Source organism: Fictibacillus sp. NRS-1165 (genome assembly GCF_050468105.1).
In the GTDB taxonomy this organism is placed as follows: Bacteria; Bacillota; Bacilli; order Bacillales; family Fictibacillaceae; genus Fictibacillus_C; species Fictibacillus_C terrinigri.
In genome coordinates this window covers 35,625-54,037 of record NZ_JBDPNU010000033.1, presented here as the reverse complement: position 1 = coordinate 54,037, position 18,413 = coordinate 35,625, and the positions used below count along the sequence as shown (strand labels likewise).

The 18,413-nt window shown below is 46.0% G+C and carries 14 protein-coding genes; 4 read left to right on the top strand and 10 right to left on the bottom strand.

What is annotated here, in order from left to right:
* Positions 1 to 322 (top strand): hypothetical protein (locus tag ABHN01_RS16340; RefSeq protein ID WP_429876407.1); only part of this gene is annotated, 322 nt, incomplete at its 5' end.
* A 42-nt stretch (positions 323 to 364) separates the two neighbouring features.
* Here the strand turns inward: ABHN01_RS16340 and ABHN01_RS16335 are convergent.
* Together ABHN01_RS16335 and ABHN01_RS16330 are read right to left on the bottom strand one after the other, a co-directional pair.
* Positions 365 to 1,804 (bottom strand): nicotinate phosphoribosyltransferase, encoded by a 1,440-nt coding sequence (locus ABHN01_RS16335; protein ID WP_429876410.1) that lies wholly within the window; start codon positions 1,802 to 1,804, stop codon positions 365 to 367.
* 109 nt (positions 1,805 to 1,913) lie between these two features.
* Entirely contained in the window at positions 1,914 to 3,581 is a 1,668-nt protein-coding gene (locus tag ABHN01_RS16330) for a transglutaminase-like domain-containing protein (RefSeq protein WP_429876406.1), read from the bottom strand.
* A 317-nt stretch (positions 3,582 to 3,898) separates the two neighbouring features.
* On the opposite strand from ABHN01_RS16330, the gene ABHN01_RS16325 reads away from it, so the two are divergent.
* The 3 genes from ABHN01_RS16325 to ABHN01_RS16315 are packed head-to-tail and all read left to right on the top strand — an operon-like array spanning position 3,899 to position 5,294.
* On the top strand, positions 3,899 to 4,723 hold the full coding sequence (locus tag ABHN01_RS16325) for an EcsC family protein (RefSeq protein WP_429876405.1): 825 nt from the start codon (positions 3,899 to 3,901) through the stop codon (positions 4,721 to 4,723).
* Positions 4,716 to 5,051, top strand: coding sequence for a DUF2085 domain-containing protein (locus tag ABHN01_RS16320; protein ID WP_290402003.1), 336 nt, complete (start codon positions 4,716 to 4,718; stop codon positions 5,049 to 5,051). The genes ABHN01_RS16325 and ABHN01_RS16320 overlap by 8 nt, the downstream gene beginning before the upstream one ends.
* A 21-nt stretch (positions 5,052 to 5,072) precedes the next feature.
* Positions 5,073 to 5,294 (top strand): hypothetical protein, encoded by a 222-nt coding sequence (locus tag ABHN01_RS16315; protein ID WP_429876404.1) that lies wholly within the window; start codon positions 5,073 to 5,075, stop codon positions 5,292 to 5,294.
* A gap of 47 nt (positions 5,295 to 5,341) precedes the next feature.
* On the opposite strand, the gene ABHN01_RS16310 is transcribed toward ABHN01_RS16315, so the two are convergent.
* The 8 genes from ABHN01_RS16310 to essC all read right to left on the bottom strand — a co-directional run bounded on the left by ABHN01_RS16310 (position 5,342) and on the right by essC (position 18,401).
* A complete protein-coding gene (locus ABHN01_RS16310; protein WP_429876403.1) occupies positions 5,342 to 5,902 on the bottom strand; it encodes a DUF5381 family protein in 561 nt (186 codons plus the stop codon).
* Between the two features lie 28 nt (positions 5,903 to 5,930).
* On the bottom strand, positions 5,931 to 6,728 hold the full coding sequence (locus ABHN01_RS16305) for a hypothetical protein (protein WP_429876402.1): 798 nt from the start codon (positions 6,726 to 6,728) through the stop codon (positions 5,931 to 5,933).
* 25 nt (positions 6,729 to 6,753) lie between these two features.
* Positions 6,754 to 7,959, bottom strand: coding sequence for a hypothetical protein (locus tag ABHN01_RS16300; RefSeq protein WP_429876401.1), 1,206 nt, complete (start codon positions 7,957 to 7,959; stop codon positions 6,754 to 6,756).
* Positions 7,956 to 8,273, bottom strand: a complete 318-nt coding sequence (locus ABHN01_RS16295; RefSeq protein WP_429876400.1) for a WXG100 family type VII secretion target — start codon at positions 8,271 to 8,273, stop codon at positions 7,956 to 7,958. The genes ABHN01_RS16300 and ABHN01_RS16295 overlap by 4 nt, the downstream gene beginning before the upstream one ends.
* 68 nt (positions 8,274 to 8,341) lie before the next feature.
* Positions 8,342 to 11,014 (bottom strand): hypothetical protein, encoded by a 2,673-nt coding sequence (locus ABHN01_RS16290; protein ID WP_429876399.1) that lies wholly within the window; start codon positions 11,012 to 11,014, stop codon positions 8,342 to 8,344.
* A gap of 12 nt (positions 11,015 to 11,026) precedes the next feature.
* Entirely contained in the window at positions 11,027 to 13,666 is a 2,640-nt protein-coding gene (locus ABHN01_RS16285; protein ID WP_429876398.1) for a tetratricopeptide repeat protein, read from the bottom strand.
* Positions 13,667 to 13,970: 304 nt separating this feature from the next.
* Complete coding sequence (locus ABHN01_RS16280; RefSeq protein WP_290401995.1) at positions 13,971 to 14,243, bottom strand: WXG100 family type VII secretion target; 273 nt, start codon at positions 14,241 to 14,243, stop codon at positions 13,971 to 13,973.
* A gap of 132 nt (positions 14,244 to 14,375) precedes the next feature.
* The gene (gene essC, locus ABHN01_RS16275; protein WP_429876397.1) at positions 14,376 to 18,401 is read right to left on the bottom strand and encodes a type VII secretion protein EssC; all 4,026 of its coding nucleotides are present in this window, start codon (positions 18,399 to 18,401) and stop codon (positions 14,376 to 14,378) included.
* Positions 18,402 to 18,413: the final 12 nt, after the last annotated feature.

Sequence of the window (18,413 nt, the reverse complement as noted above, 5' to 3'; positions counted from 1 at the left end):
TGGTTTTCAAAGAACTGTTTATCCCGTCGCGTTCAAGCAGCGACAAGAAATATCTTATCAAATTTCGCTTGCTAAGTCAACAACTTTTTTCACTCGTTTTTTCGAAGGAAATGATGTATCAAAAGCAGCAACGTTTATTACTATACCAACGATTCATAAAGTGGTCAACCTTTTTTTGAATAAAAAAGCCAACTTATTTAAAATGGCAGCGCACCTCCAGACCCATTACAGAATCAGTCACATGCCAGTCGACGCGGGCATGCGGGCCGGAATACGTAATCAGGCCTTAATACATCAGGCTCCAACTGCACTTTCATCCTAAAAAAGAACCGGCGGACATATGCTGCCGGCCGGGTTCATCACTCTATTTCTTTGCTGCTTGCTTCAGCAGTTCCATTTTCGTCTTCCACACTTTCTCGCTTAAATCAACAAAATAGGTTTGCGGATTCAGTTTTCGCATGTGCTCCGGCCAGAACATTTTTATCTGGTCTTTATAGAAGGATTTGATCTCCTCGACAGCTGGAAGCCCGTAGATCAGTTCTCCCTCTTTAAAGATGGGCTCCAGAAGTTCCTGAGCTTGAAAACGGTGGATGGTTTTATCTTTGTAGGTCTCCACAGGGTCAAACAGGTAGAGATCTTTTTCAGGAAGTGTCTCACCTTCCATTGCAATGTAGTCCGCTTCCGCTTTTCCTGTTTCTTCATTTATGATCCGGTAAACTTTCTTAAAACCTGGTGTTGTTACTTTTTCCACATTGCCGGATACTTTGATGGACGGCACGTACTCCCCATCCCTTTCACGGGCAACGAGTTTGTATACCCCGCCTAATGCCGGTTGATCAGCCGATGTAATGAGCTGAGTGCCGACACCCCACGATGTAATTTTAGCCCCCTGGCCTTTTAGTTCCGAGATGACGTCTTCATCAAGGTCATTGGAGGCCACGATCACCGTATCGTTTAAGCCGGCCTCGTCCAGCATTTCTCTCGCCTGTATGGAAAGGTAGGCAAGATCTCCGCTATCGAGCCTTATGCCTTTTAACGTTTTACCTTGGGCTTTTAATTCAAGACCGATTTCTATGGCGTTGGGAATCCCGCTTTTCAACGAATCATAGGTATCGACAAGAAGTATGCTCTGATCTGGAAGCACCTCGGCAAACTTTCGGAAGGCATCCTCTTCACTATCAAAGCTTTGGACCCAGGCGTGGGCATGCGTGCCTTTTGTTGGAATGCCAAAATATTTGCCGGCGAGAAGATTGGATGTTGCATCAAATCCCGCGATATACGCCGCTCTAGCTCCCCAGATCGCCGCGTCCGCTTCCTGCGCTCTGCGTGTTCCGAATTCCATGAAGTAATCTTCAGGCGCCACTTGCTTGATACGGGCAGCTTTTGTTGCGATTAACGTCTGGTAGTTCATGAAGTTCAGAAGTGCCGTTTCGATCAAGTGGGCTTCAAAAATTCTGGCTTCCACCCGAATTAACGGTTCTTTCGGAAAAACAATCGTACCTTCTTTTACCGATGCCAGATTTCCTGTGAATTTGAAGTTTCTTAGTTCCTCGAGGAAACTTTCTTCATATTGTTCTTCCTGATCTCTGAGATAATCGATGTCTGCTTCGGTAAACTTAAGATTTTGCAGATAATATGCGATTCGTTCAAGCCCGGCAAATACAGCATAGCCATTGCCAAACGGGTTTTTGCGATAAAATGCTTCACACACGCATTTTTTGTTCTGTGTTCCGTTTTTCCAATGAGCATACATCATATTGATCTGGTACTTGTCCGTATGTAATGTTAGATCTTCATGCCGCATCATCGTTCTTCACACCTTTCTCGCCTTATTTTCCCTAAACTCTCAATTCCTACTCTACTTCTTCTGCACAAATAAAGAAAGCCCGGAGAATCGCTCTCCAGACTTTTGTTCAATATTCAATTCCTGATTTCGTATGCGTCTTCTTAAATTCAGCAGGATCGGGATCAAAGTATTTCATCGTAAAGTTCTGGATGAAACGATTGGCCTGCAGATAGCCTGAACCCCACGTCGGGTCCATGGTCATCCAGCGTCCGTCCACTTTTGCCTCAATCCATGCATGATCCTGGCCGGCATAACCGGTGGCCATCCGAGCTTCCATTCCACCCGCCCGCAAAAGGGCGATTCCGAGATAAGAAAAATCCTGGCAGACACCTTTTTTGTCATGCAGCGTTTTAATCGCACTGTCATCAAAGGCAAAAGACCGCTGATTTAGTTTTTGTACATCATAACGTACATTCTTTGCCACAAATCTATACACGGCTAGCGCTTTCTCTTTGTCATTCGCCTTGCCCTGCATCAATTTTTGGGACAGGCGCCCGATCTCAGGATCATCCGACTGGATGCCTCTGGATGGCAGACGATAGCGCCCATCGTTCGGGTTCGTGTTCTCTAAGCTAAAATGTGCTATGCTCGTAAAATGCTGGACGTTCGTGTTGGCTGATGAAATTTCTGGCGCGAAGACATTCACTTCATAATGCCCTGGTCCAAAACGAAGATAATACTTTCCGTCAAATGTGTAATTTTTCACTGGGATGGCGTACATCGCTTCCAAGCTTCCCTTTTTTGTCTGGACAAAAACGGTATCGGTCTCTTTGGCAAACGGCGCGTTCGGATCAATCTTTCCCTTTACCTCAGCATCCAGGTCTGTTTCCCCCCCGCTTGCTGCGGGAGTTTCCAGTGTATACCCGCGTTCGCTGTATTCCTTGGAGAATTCGACCGGCTGAGAGGTTTGATCTGACGTGTTATCCACCTGCAGTTCGGCGGCCTGGTTATAATAATTGGCCATGTTCTCTGCAGGTGTCATGATCTTTATGGTATGAATTCCTTTTCCAAAATAGAGCGGAAGACTGCTTTGGAACCTGCCGTGATCCAGCGGAACCATCACCTTGGTCACCTGTGTACCTTTTGACATTTCAATCATGAGGTCTTCTGCGTTCTTATTGCCGATCGACCCGCTCAAATCCACCTTGCCGTCCCTTTTCATATAGCCTTCCACCGAGGAATCTAATTTTAGATCCTGCTGATAGGCGTTCTGTGTATAGAGTATGTCCCTCTTCACTTCAGGGTTTACATTCGTAACTTCCATCTCGGTTAGATCGTAATAATAATCCTTGCTCTCTTCACTGGGCAAGCTGATCTTCACCTTGTAGGTTCCTTTTCCGTCGAAAAGCTGGACTTTTTGCTTATATTTGCCTCCCTTGATCGGAGCGAGGTACTTAAAGTCAGGAATGCCCCCTTTTGCACTGTGTACCGTAATCAGGGCATAATTTGATTTTAAACGCTGCGTATTTTTTATGGCACCTGAGACTGTAAAGGCAGAGTTCACACTGAATTTACGATACTTCGGGCTGGTTAGAGTAGCGCCAACCTTTCTGCTGTAACCGCTAAGCTGTACTTGCTCCAAATTGGTTTTCTCATTATTCTTTTCCGCCGCTGCCGTATACCGGCTACCCGCTGGTCCTTCATCCATCTTAGGATCGGCTGTATCTAATAGGCTGCAGGCCGGCAAGGTCACCAGCAAAAACGGAAGAATGAAAATGAGGAGTATTTTCCTCATCGTGGTCACTCCTTAAATATACGCTCTTATTTTGCGATACTTTTATTTTACGCCATTCCACCAGCTATCCAAAGTATTTTTACTCATCAAACCGCACATTCCATTGAAAGGTAATCCTTCCTACTACTTTTATTTCCGTTGTCCATTCAATATGACACGATCAATTGTTTCCAAAATAAAAACGGCAGCAGGAATCAGTAAGATGTGAGTCCCCGCCGTTCGGAACTCTTCAATAGCTGATGAAACTAATCAAAGCCCTATGACGTATACATAAGAAAATATTATAATGGTTATATTCACCACTTATGAATTTGGGAGTGAGTACGATAGAGACACGGGATTATCTTAAAAAAGAACTTACGATGGTTGAGAAATGGGAAAAGGATCAAAAGGATCTCTGGTTTTGGGAAAAACTTGGGCGTATTCCGTTCATGCTCCTGGATAAGATCACACCGAAATTTTTGCAGGATAAGATGCTTCAGATTGTGGACGAGATCGGCAGCTACGTTCATAACGGCGGCAAATATTTGGTCAGTGAGAAATCAATACTGAATAAAATGAATGAATACGAGGAACTGCCAGAAGGCTTTACAGCCGCAGAGATCGCAAAGCTTCCTCTTGCGTCCATGGATAAGACCGCTTCTTATTTTAAAAGCTCCCGAACCAAGATGGCGACCGTACAAGGCGCGACAACTGGCATCGGCGGACTGTTCACTCTTGGGATCGACATTCCTCTGCTGCTGGGATTGTCGCTGAAAACTCTTCAGGAGATCGCAATCTCCTACGGTTATGATCCTAACGAAAAAGAAGAGCGTATCTTTATCATCAAATGCCTTCAGTTCGCCTCTTCAGACTATGTAGGAAAACGTGCGATCTTAGAAGAACTCTCTATGACCGATGCGGAGCGTGACCGCCAGGCAATCTCACAGCTGCAAGGATGGCGTGAGGTCATAGCCGCTTACCGGGATAATTTCGGCTGGAAAAAGCTCTTTCAGATGGTTCCTGTTGCCGGAATTATCTTTGGTGCCTTTATCAACAAGTCCACCATTGATGAGGTTGCGGAAACCGGAATGATGCTTTATAGGAAGCGGAGGATTCTAGAGCGCCTTCACCGGCTGGATGAGGGGCCATCAAATGAGTAAAGGGGATCTTTTATCAATCATCCCCTGCCATCGCAGGCCGGAACGCAGTTTGAAAATAAAAGGCCGGCCATTGGTGCTCTGCGCTAGGTGCACCGCTATCTACGGTTCCTATATTCTGCTGCCTTTCCTGTATTTTGTTCCGCTAGTACATAACCTGTTCCTCGCCCTGTTTCTTCAGCTTCCCATGCTGATCGACGGCTTTACCCAAAAATGGAAATGGCGCGAGAGCAACAACACACTAAGAGTCATCACAGGTTTATTGAGCGGCATCGGCCAGTGCATGATGATATGGTATGCCGCAGATTTGTTGAAGGAGCTACTAAGCTGAAATTGTCTAGGGAGTGTTTTTATGTTTATTGCATTAATCATGTCCATCTTCACTACCAGCATTGCAAGCTTCCAATTACTATTTTCCGGACATGGCATGGCTGGTGTCTCTCTTATCGGTTCCGGGACAGCAGTGAGTGCAGGAACGATGTACCTCTATCAAAAAAAGTCTGCACGAAGGAAAAAGAAAAAGGAAGAAACCACATTTTGTGACGAAGTTTGTAATCAGATTGACTGCTGTTAATCTAATATACATACAACAAAGCAGGCTATTACAGCCTGCTTTGTTGATTAAGTGGGCATATTTGGATTTTTATCGTTATGAACGTCAGATGAAGTTTTTTTCAGCCAAGCTTGTTTGCAGGATTCGCTGACTTTCGGAATTACATATTTATTGATAATGGCTTCTATTTCATCATCATCCAATAAGTTGTAAGTACACAAATAAGCCTTACTCTTTAAAATGGACTTCTGATCAGTATGCAGGATGACATCTTTAAAGACCATTCCTGTAGGACGAGAACTGTGCCAGCCAAAAGACATCCCCTGAATATCTGAAAACGGAATTTCCTTTCCTTTTCTCGTCACAAAACCAGTGGGCTTTATTTGAAAGAGTACCTTATTCCCCCAAGCAATCGTCAACATTCTTAACAGAATCCCGCCGAAAAACAATAAGCCTGCCGTTCCAATTAAAAAATTGAAAAAACCGCGGATTATACCCACGTCCATTACCGAAGACATTAAGTAAAGTGAACCGGCAGTCAGCAGCAACGAACCTCCGACCATCCATTTAAGATTAAAACTGCTGTACGTGACCTGCACCCCGTTTTCTGTTTCATTAACAAACTTCATATTTACCACCCGCTATTTTTTGATTCAACTAGACAGAAAAAGAATTTAGACCCACGATCCTGGATTCCACCAAATCAGAAAGAACGTTTCTTCCCCCGCTTAATACTTCATATGTCTGCTCATTCTTTTTAATTACCCATGAAGAAACAGGATCACAGATAACAAACAATACATCTTCAATATCCGGTTCTCTTTTATCATCGAATCCTAAGACCAGCATGCTGTTCATCTTTCCCTTATTATAAGAAACGGCATTTGCAAAAAGAGAAGCTTCACTATGATTGGATAAAGTACGTAAGTATGCCTCCAGGCTTGAAGGCTGTTGTTCTGCTAATGTTAGCATTTCCTCAAATTCCGCTTGTTTCAGTTCTAGAATTTTATTAGAGTCATTGCCCGAGTCCTTCAAAGAGAAATATTCTTTTAGCTTAAGTAAAATCTCCCCTTGGCTGAGTATATCAAAGACATGAACTTGGCCTTCATGTATAACGGAATGGCAAATTCCTTTTCCTCCTGGTAAGTGAATGGAAATGGAATCCTGGCCTCCATCCGCTTCAAACCTCGACAATTTCAAGGATAAAGGAGAATAATTCAGCGATTTGATCAGGGAGGAACTTTCCTCGGTTAGTTGAAATCGGTGATCGTGTTCATCATAGACCAGCAGATCCTTCGACAATAAAGAACGGCAAGAAGTCTGGAGCACGAGCTCAAACTGGTCATCATTCAACTCTTCAAAAAAGGTTTGCCTTAATCCTATGGCTTGTTCAAATAATCCTTCACTGTAAAAACCATAGATAAGTTCATCTATACTAAGTGTCACTCTATTCATTCATCACACCTCTTATTCATTTTTACTACCAGCCGAACGAAAGCTTACTGGACAAAAATTTCTTGCCTCCATCTATGAGAGAAGATGCCGTATCTTTCACTTTGTCTGCTCCCTTTTCCACTGCATCAATACCCTTGCCAACCGCTTCAACTCCGCCTTTAACGGTCTCTATCGCCGAGTGAATCGGTTCTTTTGCGACCAGTGCAGCATCTTCAAAAAAGCCAGCTGTTTTTGCCGCTACTTTTTCGCCGACCATACTGCCTATGGCTCCTCCGATACTCGCGCCGATTACTGTACCTACAGGACCGCCAATACTTCCTATAGCCCCTCCGATTACACCGCCGGCTGCCGTGAATCCGCCTTCCACAATCAATGTGTTAGCCGCTCTTCCCACAGCTTTTGCATTTTCTCTTTTTAAGACCGCTTCATTTCCGCCATACTTACGGTAGTTGTCGACAACATCCATTCCAAGGCCGACAGATGCCGACCCGGCTGAGATCACCAGGCCGATGGCGGCATTCGTCTTACCGAACTTGGATCCCGCTTTAAGCAGATCCCCTGTATGGTTTTTAAGCGTATTGAGCATTCCTGTGTTTTTGATGTTGGACCTGAAGTCCATCATGCCATTGGTGAATTTCGCTACATCATCCGGGAAGAATTTGGAGTATTTCTTATACAGCAGATTCTCTAAAGGTTCGTTTTTATATTTAAACATCCCTCGTTTATTCGTCCATGTCCTGGCAAACGCTCTAAACTTGGACTCATCGACAGACTTCAAGAGCTGCTGGTAGTAGCTGTTATGCCTTACTTCCCACTTCCCATTGACTTTCACATATTTTGATAAACCAGATAACTGAAAAAACAACCCATGTGTGGCAATGGTGCCGGCGGCCACAAATCCTTGGTAATCGTTATAAATATTAAACAGCTTACTGAACAGGCTGTCTTCCTCTTCAAATTTCTCTGCGGTATTCCTTGAATAGATCTCTGCCTCTGATATTTCGTCTTTTAATTGCCGTACAAGATAGCGAGACTGAGCATGATGCATCAATGCTCCCTGCATGGCACTAAAATACTCGGGTGAATAATGAGGTCCCTGAGACAAGGAATTTACCACATCAGACATCTTCTTATCGAGGTCACTCATGATTTTTTCAAGGTTCGTAATCTCTTTGACCATATCATCTGACATCTTATAGAGTTTGTCCGGATCAATGGATATTTTCGTCATCTTGGGCCTCCTTTCTGAGGTTCAAGCAGTTTAAGCTGCTCTTGGCGCTCTTTTTCCAAAAGATCATGCAGAATCTGTTCACAGCGCTGTGCCGCTTTGTTCAGCTCACTGCTTGTTTCCATAAATTCTGTGACTACCATGCTAAACGCCTTGGTCGCGTCCTGATACTTGCTGTTAAACTTTTCTTTTCGGTTTCCAGTCCAAGTTCCACCATTAAATTCAAGGGTTCCTTTTAGCCTTAATTCGCATTCTCTGACCAATCCCGCCGCTTCGCTATAGGCTTGTGCCATCGCACGAATTTTTCCAGAATCCATGTTACTTCACCGCCATCCTTTTTTTATTTCAAAATCAGCAGGCAACTGTGCTGCCTGCTGATTAGGTTTTACACTTGTTCAGATGTCTCTGCTGTCTCGTTTTGTTTTGTTTCAGTTTGAGGCGCTTCAGGCTGCGGCGTTTCCTCTTCCGTTGTTTCTTCCTTAACCTCATTTTCCTCAGATTGTGGTTTCGTTTCTTCTTTTTGAGGCTCAGTGCGCTTCATCTGTTTTTCTTGTGGAGCACCTTCTCTTATAGAAGATGAATTATTTTTCAGTTCGTTGATGGCATCTCTCGCTTCATCACGTGTGCCTTTGCTGACATGCTTAGTAACGAGCAAAATCTTATAGTATCTGGCAGCTGTTTTAAGATCACCCTCATTGCCGGCAGCTTTTAGGTCATTGGCACGGTTTAGCAGCAGTTGTGCCTGGTATTGAAGCTCGTCGTTGACTTTAGCAGACATCCAATCGCTGTCTGCGGCTTTGTCCAAATAGTACACGGTTTTCTCACGGTCGCCGTCTGCTTTTTCATCCATGCCTTTCTGGAAGTTATCAATGGCTTCCTGTCTTTCAACCGCCATCGCTGCTTCATTTTTCGGCATGCCAGTTGCACTGGCGATCATTCTGTAGACTTTTAGAAGATCGTTAAAGTCGCCAGAAGCGTTTTGGGCAAAAAGACGTCTCGCTGCGTTTCTGAGTGTGTCCTCGTTCTGGCCTTTGTTGTACATCTGATTGGATTCACTCGCATAGAAGATCGCGTCATTGTAGTTTTTGCCTGAAAGAAGGTCCGCTGCTTTTCGTGAATACGCAAAGGAATTCTTTCGGTTGAAGGCAGTCGCTTTATCCGCTTCATTTACTCTAGGCGTCGTGCTCAGCAATTCGTAGACGCTCTCTTCTTTCTTCATATCTGCTAGATTGTATTGTTCTGCAGAAGCGAGAAGCCTGCCTGAAATGCCGTTCACTTCGGTTTGGAAAGCTTCATTGTCCTCCCATGCATCAACAGACTCAGAAGCCAATATCACCGCTTCGCTTAAGTCTTTATCAGACGCTTTGATCGCCTGCAGCATCAGGAAGAACGCATCCAAATGGCTGGCTGCTTCCTGATCCACATCATCCGGAACCCCTGACTCTTCCGTTAAGATTTGATAGTTTCGGATAATGGTTTCTTTATTTGTTGTAAAAGCAGATGGTCCGCTGGCAAGACTGTTGGTTTCTTCAAGCAGCGCCGTGCTGGCTTGTCCGACAATCTTCTTGTATTGTCCAAAAGGAAAATCTGCATCTGAATTCGCTAGGTCACTGCCTTGCTCGATGACCTGGGCGTATTTTTTCTCTTCCAGCAGCTGTTTGAGAGTTTCCAGTTCTTTGCCTTCAGGAAGAGGCTCATACTGTCCCGGTTCTCTTGTACCGGCTTCCGCTCTCTCCTGCTCTACTTTATTTGCTAAAATACTGGCCTTCAAATCTTTAGCGCTTTGGCCAAAAGTAGGAGAATATTGTGCAAGCATCTGATATTTATTCAAAGCAGCCGCGATGTTGGTTGCTTGTTCCTGCTGTGCTGCTTCCATCACTAAACGGTCGGCTTCACTGTATTCATTTGGATTCAAATCCTTCGCAGGATGCTGATCATTGTATTTTCCTATGTAATAAAGCACTTGCTGCGCTTTCTCAGCATCAAGCGGCTGATTTCCGTTTCCGTCATCAGGATTTTCAGGATCCGCAGGCTTAGTCAGGTAAATGGCAATTTCCTGCTCTGCGAATTTCGAATAAAGATCTGCTCTGATTTCATCCTGAAGTTTTTTCAGCTCTTCATTTTCAAATCCAAGAGAAGTGATCCTCTGAAGGTTGGCCATGCTTTCAGGCGTCATCATTTGATCCTGATAGGCTTTGGTCTTTGCATCTGCCGCAGCATCCACAACCATTTTGATTAAGTCCTCATATTTTTCACTGTCAGGCTTGATTTCTTTTTGCCCGTAGTACATGACATTGTAAAAGTCATTGTTGCTGCTGTAGCTGTCTAATCGCTCGTATAAGGATTCCGGAACGACAAGCGCTACATCCGGGAACTGGCTGCCGGGGTCTTCTCCGCCCGGATCACCTGGGTTTCCTGGATCCGTACCTGGATCTGTTCCGGGGTCTGTGCCTGGATCAGTGCCTGGACCTGTGCCGGGGTCTGTGCCTGGACCTGTGCCTGGATCTGTGCTGGGGTCTGTGCCCGGATCTGTGCCTGGATCTGTGCCGGGGTCTGTGCCTGGATCTGTTCCTGGATCAATGACCGGCGGAAACCCATCATCACCTTCAGTCGGCGGCGGGGTAATTACAGGTGTGGTTGGAAATTCCGGTTCCGGAGTTGGGATCACCACTTTATCGGAGTCCACAACCAACTGTGCAATCGGGTTTTTCGGATCTGATGCATCAACCAAATATACGGGATTCTCGGCGTCATCACTGAGTGCAAAGCCATCGCTGTTATTGCTGTTAGGAGTTAGTTCTCCATTTTTACTATCCGGTTTGTTATCCCGGTCATCCTTGACTTGGTTATCATCGGTGTTTAGCCGGATGTCTTTGTTTGACTTGCCTGTTTCTTTTGGCTTACCGGCTACATCAGAACTGATAGCTGGCGAAGCATCCTTGTTTTGCCAATAATAAATTCCTGTACCGGCAAGTGCCACAAGCAAAGCCGCAGAGGATGTCAGCATCACCTTTTTGGCTTTCGGGCTGAAAAAACTGTCAGTTTCCTTTTCTGCCATTGTTGTCCCTCCCTAAATCAAAACCTTCTTCACTTTCATTTCTTTAATTCGTTCTTTTGCCAGATTCACATCGGTAGGGTCTTCATTGATCTGGATGACCTTTTTAAGAAGAGGCAAAGCCTTTTTGTAATTTTTTTCTTTGATCTGGAACATTCCATAGACAAAATAGGCATGTCCGTAGATTGGATTTAGCTTAATCACTTTTTTATACGTCGCTTCAGCTTTTGACTTATCTCCGACTTTTTCATATAAAATCCCGGTATTCAGCATCGTGTTTCTTTCTTGAATTCCTAATTCAGTAACCTGATTGTAGGCATTCAAAGCTTCTTTATATAAATTCTGGCTTTTTGCCTTTTGCTTTTTACCTTCAGCAAACAATCCATATTCATAGTAAAGCTGGCCGGTCAGATTTAAATAATCGATATTCGTATAATCTTCACGCAGCAGTCCGTTCGCTAACGAGATGGCGTTCTCATATGTTTTGGTCTTCATGGAGTCGTCCGTTTGATTGGTTTTATTGTTGTTGATATACGCCTCAACCAATTTCTTTATATATTTTTTATTGGCCGGATCAAGATCGACGGACTCCTCAAACGAATCAACAGCTTCCGTACCTTTCCCTTGTCTGCTGTATAGATCCCCTTTTAAATACGCGATAAAGGCTTTCGATTTGTTATCCTTGCCTTGCAGTTGCTCAACCAGAGTGTTGGCCTTTTTTAACTGGTTGATGGAGGCATAGCTGATGACGAGATCCCTAATGGCATCCTGGTAGTACTTATTCTTTTTGTCCTTATACGCGGCTGCATAATAAGGAATAGCTTCGCCATAGTTTTTATCTATAAAATAGGCCCGTCCCATGAGATAGTTCGCTTCCGCGTTTTTAGGAGATATCTCTTTTTTAAATTTCAAATCACTAAGGTATTGGATGGCCTGCTGATTTTGCCCCTGGCTGATGTAAATCGTCGCCATCTTCGTGTATAGGTCTTCCGTCGGCTTCTTATCAATCGCTTGTTGGATGTACTGTTGGGCCTCACTGTACCTCCGCTGTGAAAAGGCTTCTGTTCCTTGCTTTATGTAATCGTGCCACTTTTTCTCTTGAGAAGCCTGGTACATATAATAAAGGCCGATACCGAGGCAAACGGCGGCCGCCGTTCCGATCATCCATTTCCAATGCCGCAGAAAGAACTGCTGAATGTTGAATTTCGGATGCTCGGCCTTTCTTGCCTCGAGCGGCTCGGTAAGTGCGGCGGCTGTTGCTTTTCCCCGTTCTTCCGCGATCTGCTTGAGTTTTTCTGCTGTGGATTGCTGTTCCGCTTCTGCTCTTACTTGATTTTGGAGCTCCTCAATAATGATGGACAGCTCTTCTTTGGTTGTAAAATCAACCGAAGGAAGCTGTGTACAGCGGGTATAAAAGATAAGTGCGGTATTCCAATCCTGGAGCTTCTCAAAATGCTGGGCAGCTTCGAGATAATGGGCAGGATTCAGCTCGGGACGAGTATTCTCTTCGTCCTCATTCAGCAGCATCTGCAGCTCCTCCACAACGGCTTTCTGTTCCGGAAAATGATTCATGATGAATTGGTACTCACTGTGTGCGGCTTTTTTGTTGCCCAGCCCTTCAAAAGCAGCCGCAATGTGGAGCAGTGTATCAAGACTTACCGCGCCGAGCGGAACAGACGGTTTCTTGGACGCCATATACTTCTCATGGCTAGCGCTGACAAAATTTCTTACATGCTCAGGAAAAAGGGCAAACCATTCGGAAAAAGACGGGCAATCGTCAAGCCGCTTGCTTTTCCACACCTGTTTAAACAGCTGTACTGCTTGTTCACCAAGCGTTTCCTCAAGAGCAACAAGCAATGTCTTGTACCGTTCCGTTTCGTTTTGCATCTCATCAGTATCAAAATAGCTGAAGTCATCCGCCTTAAGCCTGCGGACGTCTTCCTGATGCCAGGAGGCCATCTCTGCCAGGAGCACAGCCCCTGCAAAACGGTCGGCATCTTTTGACCAGACACCGTCCTTGACATAGTTTGCTGCATAGCCAGGTGATCCGCCCGGCAGTGCTTTCGGTTCACTCAGTGCAGGTGCAAAAAGCTCTTCAATATCGATCAGTTCAAGGTCGGCGAAAACAGGCCTCGCCTTCTCTTGCAAAAACGGAAGGATCACATTGCTTGAAGAGAGGTCGCAGTGGGCGATGCCCGCTTCTTCCAGCTCCTTCAGAAGGAAAGCCAGCATGCAGGAGATGCGGAGGCAGGTTTCTTTTGAAAGTGCCTGTTCTTCCATCAGGATGTCGGCCCATGTAGGACCATCGATCCACGGCATGATCAGAGAATACTCCAGATCATCAAACTGCCCGATGAGCCTTGCATGCTCACCTTCCTCAATGACAGAGCGCAGGCAGGCAGAGAGACCATAGAACGAAGAATAGTTCTTCAGCTGTTCAGAAAGCTTGACCTGATTTTTGTTCTTGAACCTTTCCCTGAACACCTTCAGTGCGGCTTTGTTTCTCGTGTTGTCCTCTTTAATCTGGTAGACAGTCCCCTGCCGTCCCTCCTGCCCGTACGGGATATCAATCCCCTGTACAGCAGGGTGCTTAGGAAACGTATATCTCCTTTTAAACAGGCGTATGCTTTCTCCGACTTCTGGCTGAAAACTCATAATGCTAAAACCCCTATCCATGCAACCTTTCGGCTATACAATTGCCAATATCATACATCCTCTTTTTCCGACAATATTAAACCATAAACCTAGTACATTATGTAATATTTTTACAAGGTAGATTTGACAAAAAATGCAATCTATTCTTATCTTAACGTACTAGCACCATCCGCTCAATGCATCCTTTTAAAAAAAAGCGGCACAGCAGAAGCGAGTATAAGCACTAAAAAGGGAACTCCCAAAACAAAAGACCAGCCAAGGAATTTGACTAGTCTTTCTGGTTCGCTTGAATTTAATGGATTCCTTATTGTGCGTCGACAGTGCGGAAACGTGTTGCGATCTGTCTGAGTTCTTTGTCGATGTTCTCTAGCAATTGTACATAGGCTTCCATATGTCTTTTAGACTGCTCGAACTGATCAAAGAAGCGTTTCTTTGTAGCCCCGTCCCATTTTCCTTCAAGAGAACGAAGTGCTTGCTCAAGCTGCTGTGTTTGACTGCGGCTGTCATGCGCCCCCGTATTGAATTTGGATGCAATTCCTTCTAGTTCTTCTGGTGTAACGAGAATTCTTACTGACATTTTTCAATTCATCTCCCTTTTTTCCATTATGAGGCAAATATACAATACATTAACCCAGTTAGGAAGCTACTAAATCCATTTTCATCCTTTCTTCCTAGCGTGATTAGTAACAATGTACCTATTTATTGGCAGTTACGTTTCTAAAACATGGTGCTTTTCACGGACCAAAGTCTCCCATTCGTTACGCTCCTCCAGCGTAATGAAAGGAAGCGCAGCTTTAATCTTCGTATATTTGCCTTTAATGATATAACCATCTCCTGGCAGAAGCTCTTTATCCGTTTCTGAATGAGGCAGGCGCATATTAAAGAAATACAGATCATTGCTCAACGTCGAGCCAAGCAGGAATCCGGCAAACTTCTTCTTGATGTTCATGAACCAGTTATCATGCATGTAGCTGTTCATGCTGGTGATTGAACCTGCCAGCATAAAATGAATGTTCTTCTGGCGGGCTTCTCTTGTGAGCTTTTCGAGCTGGTCTTTGATCTCGAAATCCATATTCATCTGCTGCATAAAGTTTTCCGCATCATCGATCATGATAACAACAGGCGGATAGGAGTTCTCATCCTGCCCGCCTCCCCATCCAAAGGAAAGGCTATCGCTTTTTCTTTCGTCCATCTTGGCAGAAATCTCGTTAAACAGCTCTTTTGCCTGCATAAAGTCGGCTGCGTATCCCTTCACATGCGGAAAACCTGCCATGCTCATAATCCCTTTGGACTGAGGTTCCATCTCAACTATATACAGATCGAGCTGATCAGCCGGATACTGGTACATCAGGGATAAAGCAAAGGTTTGAAGGAGTGACGTTTTGCCGGATTCCACACGTCCGGTAACAAACACATGGTCGGCATCATCCAGATCGAGCGACTGGATGTCCAGGTCTTCCACGTCAATCCCGTATGGCAATAATCCCGTTTCAGCCGGAGGAAACTCGCCCAGCAGCTGATTCAAGGAAATTTCACGCGGAAGCATCTGGATTGGTTTTGCCCGTTCACATTGCGCCGCATCCGCCATTTTTCCAGAAATCTCACGGATAAAGGATACTTTTTCAAGCTCGCTTCCCCCGTTGTAGGGAAGCATGGCCTGAAAAATATGAGGCGGGTTATGCCCCTTCACAAATCCGCGGCCTTCCGGCAAGTTAGTCGCAGTAAAATTTGGCCGCCCGACAGCATAGTAGTAAGCGGTATGGTCAGCCAGTTCAAAAGAGACCATGGAAGCAAAGTTGCTTCTATAGCGCTCGTACATGTCGTTCGTCTGATTTGCCGTGGCGAACGTAAGAATCCCGTATGTCGCACCCTCCCGGAGGATGGTCTCCAGCTTCTCGTTTTCAAATTCAAACGTCGACCGGAACCGGTGATATCCATCAATGACGAGCAGAAGAACAGGCAGCGACTTCTTCGTGATGCTGCGGTAGGATTCGAGCGAGCTCACTCCCTCATTGGAGAAAAGCTCTTTCCTCTTCGCGAGTTCTTTCAGGAAATAACGGAACAAACGCTGCATTTTTTCGGTATCTTCTTCATACACGACACCGCCCACCTGCGGAAAACGGGAAAAGTCTTTCAGCTGGCGGCTAAAGTCCACAATATACGCATACAGGTCACGCGGACCGTGCTGATAGAACAGGGAAAGCAGCGTGGACTGCAGGAACGTGGTCTTACCGGTTCCAGGCATGCCGAACGCCAACAGGTGGCCTTCCTTCAGATCGATCTTCAATGGATATTGATTCTGATTGCCTACATCATCAATGATGCCGACCGTCGGCTCCATCCATGTATCGCCTGGTTCCCACGCAGTGGAATCCCACTGCTCGGTTTCGATCAATTCTGAGATTGGCAGGCTTTCAGGCAGCGGCTGAAGCCAAGGCCCCGGCAAAGGATGAACATCGTTCTTCTCCGCTTCCTCTTTCATATGGCGGATAAGAACTTGAATCTGCTTTTCTGCTGTCTTGCCCTCTGTCTTGATTTTTTTCTGCACCTCATCCGATCCATCGAGCTCCACTTCGGAAATGGTGGCCACATTGGCCTCTTCTTCGTTCTCAGGGTGGTACCCGGCCCCGCTCCAGGCGGACTGGAAATACTCCAGCACCTCGTTGTTGCCGACCTGGAAGTAGGCCCGTCCCGGAATATTGATGCTTGAGGCGTTTGGAATCTTGATCATTTCACGGCTGTCGTTATCGTCCTGAACACGAAGACAGATACGGAAGCGGGAGTTGCTCCAGATCTTTTCATCCACTACTCCTGCCGGCTTTTGAGTGGCGAGCAGAAGATGGACGCCAAGCGTACGCCCGATCGCGGCGATCGAAATCAGTTCATCCATGAATTCCGGCTGATCTTTTTTCAGCTGGGCAAACTCATCGATGATGATGAACAAGTGAGGCAGCGGTTCTTTCGTCTTCCATTCGGACCTGAAGTACTCATCGATATGCTGAATGTTGCCCGCCCGGTTAAACAGCTTCTGACGCCTTTCCAGCTCCGCGCGCAGCGACACCTTCGCCCGGCTGATCAGGTTGGGGTCTTCGAGGTTTGTAATGGTCGCCACGACATGCGGCAGCCCCTGGAACGTATTGGACATTCCGCCGCCCTTATAATCGATCAGCATAAATGCCATGTCATGCGGGTGGTACGTTGCGGCAAGAGAAAGAATCATCGATTGGATGACCTCACTTTTTCCTGAACCGGTCGTACCCGCCATCAGGCCATGCGGGCCATGGCCTTTCTTTTCAATCTTATCGTGGATGTTCAAATAGACTGGCTTGCCGCCTTCCCTGACTCCGATCGCTACAGGAAGCGTAGAAGGATAGCGGTTCTGTTTCCACTTGGCCGCTACATCCAATTCTTCTACCTTTTTCACACCGTACATATCCAGGAACGACAGCACTTTCGGGATGACGCCTGCAGAGGACTGCTTTACCCTTAGCGGTGCAATCATACGCGACACCGTTTTTGCCTCGGTCAGCGTAAAGTGGTCGATCGCAATTTTTTCCGAACCTGTAAAGTACACCACTTCATCCTCATCATTGGAGAACGTCTCATACAATTGAGCGACACCGTCTCTCACTTCAACGATCAGTTCACACTCCATCGGAAGCGCTTCTTTCGTCGGAGCAAGCAGGATGGCAGACGCGCCGATCGTATCCCCTTTTTTCAAAATGAGCGGCAGGAGGGAATCATCCTCCAGCAGAGAAAGGCTTGGCAGAAAGAACACATATTCAGGGATGTGAACAACATCACGGTTTTTCCCGTCATTTTCAATCTTTCTGATGTTAAGGCTGCTGTACAGCCTTTCAAACAGCTTCTGTGTCATCAGCTTCCCTTCAGCAACATACCGTCTTTCCCGGTCCTCATCCCACACGTGAGGTAGCCATTTCATCCAGCTCCATTGTTCGCTCTCGCTTTCAGGAAAGGCGCTGACCAGTTTCACCTCTTCAGGAGATTGGTGGGTGACCAGCTGAAGAGCGAGTACGCGGGCCATCTCCAGGATATCCGCGCGCTCCCCGACCAGTCCCACCACACGCTTTTCCTGCAGCGGAATTGAAACCGGGACATTCTGCAGCTCGCGGTATTCCGTCTGCAGCTTTTGTGCTTCCGCAATAAGCGGATTCACATCATAGCCATCCTGCGCCGGCACCTCGATCTCCATCTGAAACGGACGGGTACCGAGGCCGAGCCTCAAGTCCATAAAGTCCTCAGAATTATAGGCGCGCTCCCATAACGAACTCTTTCTGTCCGCAATTCTCCGTACACAGTCCTGAGGATTCGGATCTTTTTCCCGGAGAAAACGAGCCTGTCTGTTCTTCAGATCCTCGATTTCACCATGATGCTTCTTGATCAGTGCGTAATACTCGTTGTGCAACTGCTCCACTTCAAGCTTGTAGGTTTTCTTCTTTTTGAAAAAAATAATGATCGTTGCAATATAGGAGCCGAGCATCGGTATGCTCATCGCCATCATAAACATGGCATAGCTCGCACTGTTGTACATCGTTTTCGAGATATAGTACATGATCCCGACCGTTGCGAGCGTCAGAAAGATCGGAATGATCATCGATTCGAATGAAAATTTCGGCTCGGCCGGTTCCGCTTTTGGACGGTGAACGACCATCCTTCCTGAAGGCATCGCGAGCTTTAACCGCGGAGCCCGTTTAAAATACGGAGACTTCCTCATCTCCTCCCCTCC

Bases quoted from the DNA above. Each gene is read 5' to 3' on its own strand.
- ABHN01_RS16295 (WP_429876400.1), bottom strand. From the start codon at position 8,273: ATGGATTCTGGAAAAATTCGTGCGATGGCACAAGCCTATAGCGAAGCG.
- ABHN01_RS16285 (WP_429876398.1), bottom strand. From the start codon at position 13,666: ATGAGTTTTCAGCCAGAAGTCGGAGAAAGCATACGCCTGTTTAAAAGG.
- essC (WP_429876397.1), bottom strand. From the start codon at position 18,401: ATGAGGAAGTCTCCGTATTTTAAACGGGCTCCGCGGTTAAAGCTCGCG.
- ABHN01_RS16330 (WP_429876406.1), bottom strand. From the start codon at position 3,581: ATGAGGAAAATACTCCTCATTTTCATTCTTCCGTTTTTGCTGGTGACC.
- ABHN01_RS16315 (WP_429876404.1), top strand. From the start codon at position 5,073: ATGTTTATTGCATTAATCATGTCCATCTTCACTACCAGCATTGCAAGC.
- ABHN01_RS16320 (WP_290402003.1), top strand. From the start codon at position 4,716: ATGAGTAAAGGGGATCTTTTATCAATCATCCCCTGCCATCGCAGGCCG.
- ABHN01_RS16305 (WP_429876402.1), bottom strand. From the start codon at position 6,728: ATGAATAGAGTGACACTTAGTATAGATGAACTTATCTATGGTTTTTAC.
- ABHN01_RS16335 (WP_429876410.1), bottom strand. From the start codon at position 1,804: ATGCGGCATGAAGATCTAACATTACATACGGACAAGTACCAGATCAAT.
- ABHN01_RS16310 (WP_429876403.1), bottom strand. From the start codon at position 5,902: ATGAAGTTTGTTAATGAAACAGAAAACGGGGTGCAGGTCACGTACAGC.
- ABHN01_RS16300 (WP_429876401.1), bottom strand. From the start codon at position 7,959: ATGACGAAAATATCCATTGATCCGGACAAACTCTATAAGATGTCAGAT.
- ABHN01_RS16280 (WP_290401995.1), bottom strand. From the start codon at position 14,243: ATGTCAGTAAGAATTCTCGTTACACCAGAAGAACTAGAAGGAATTGCA.
- ABHN01_RS16290 (WP_429876399.1), bottom strand. From the start codon at position 11,014: ATGGCAGAAAAGGAAACTGACAGTTTTTTCAGCCCGAAAGCCAAAAAG.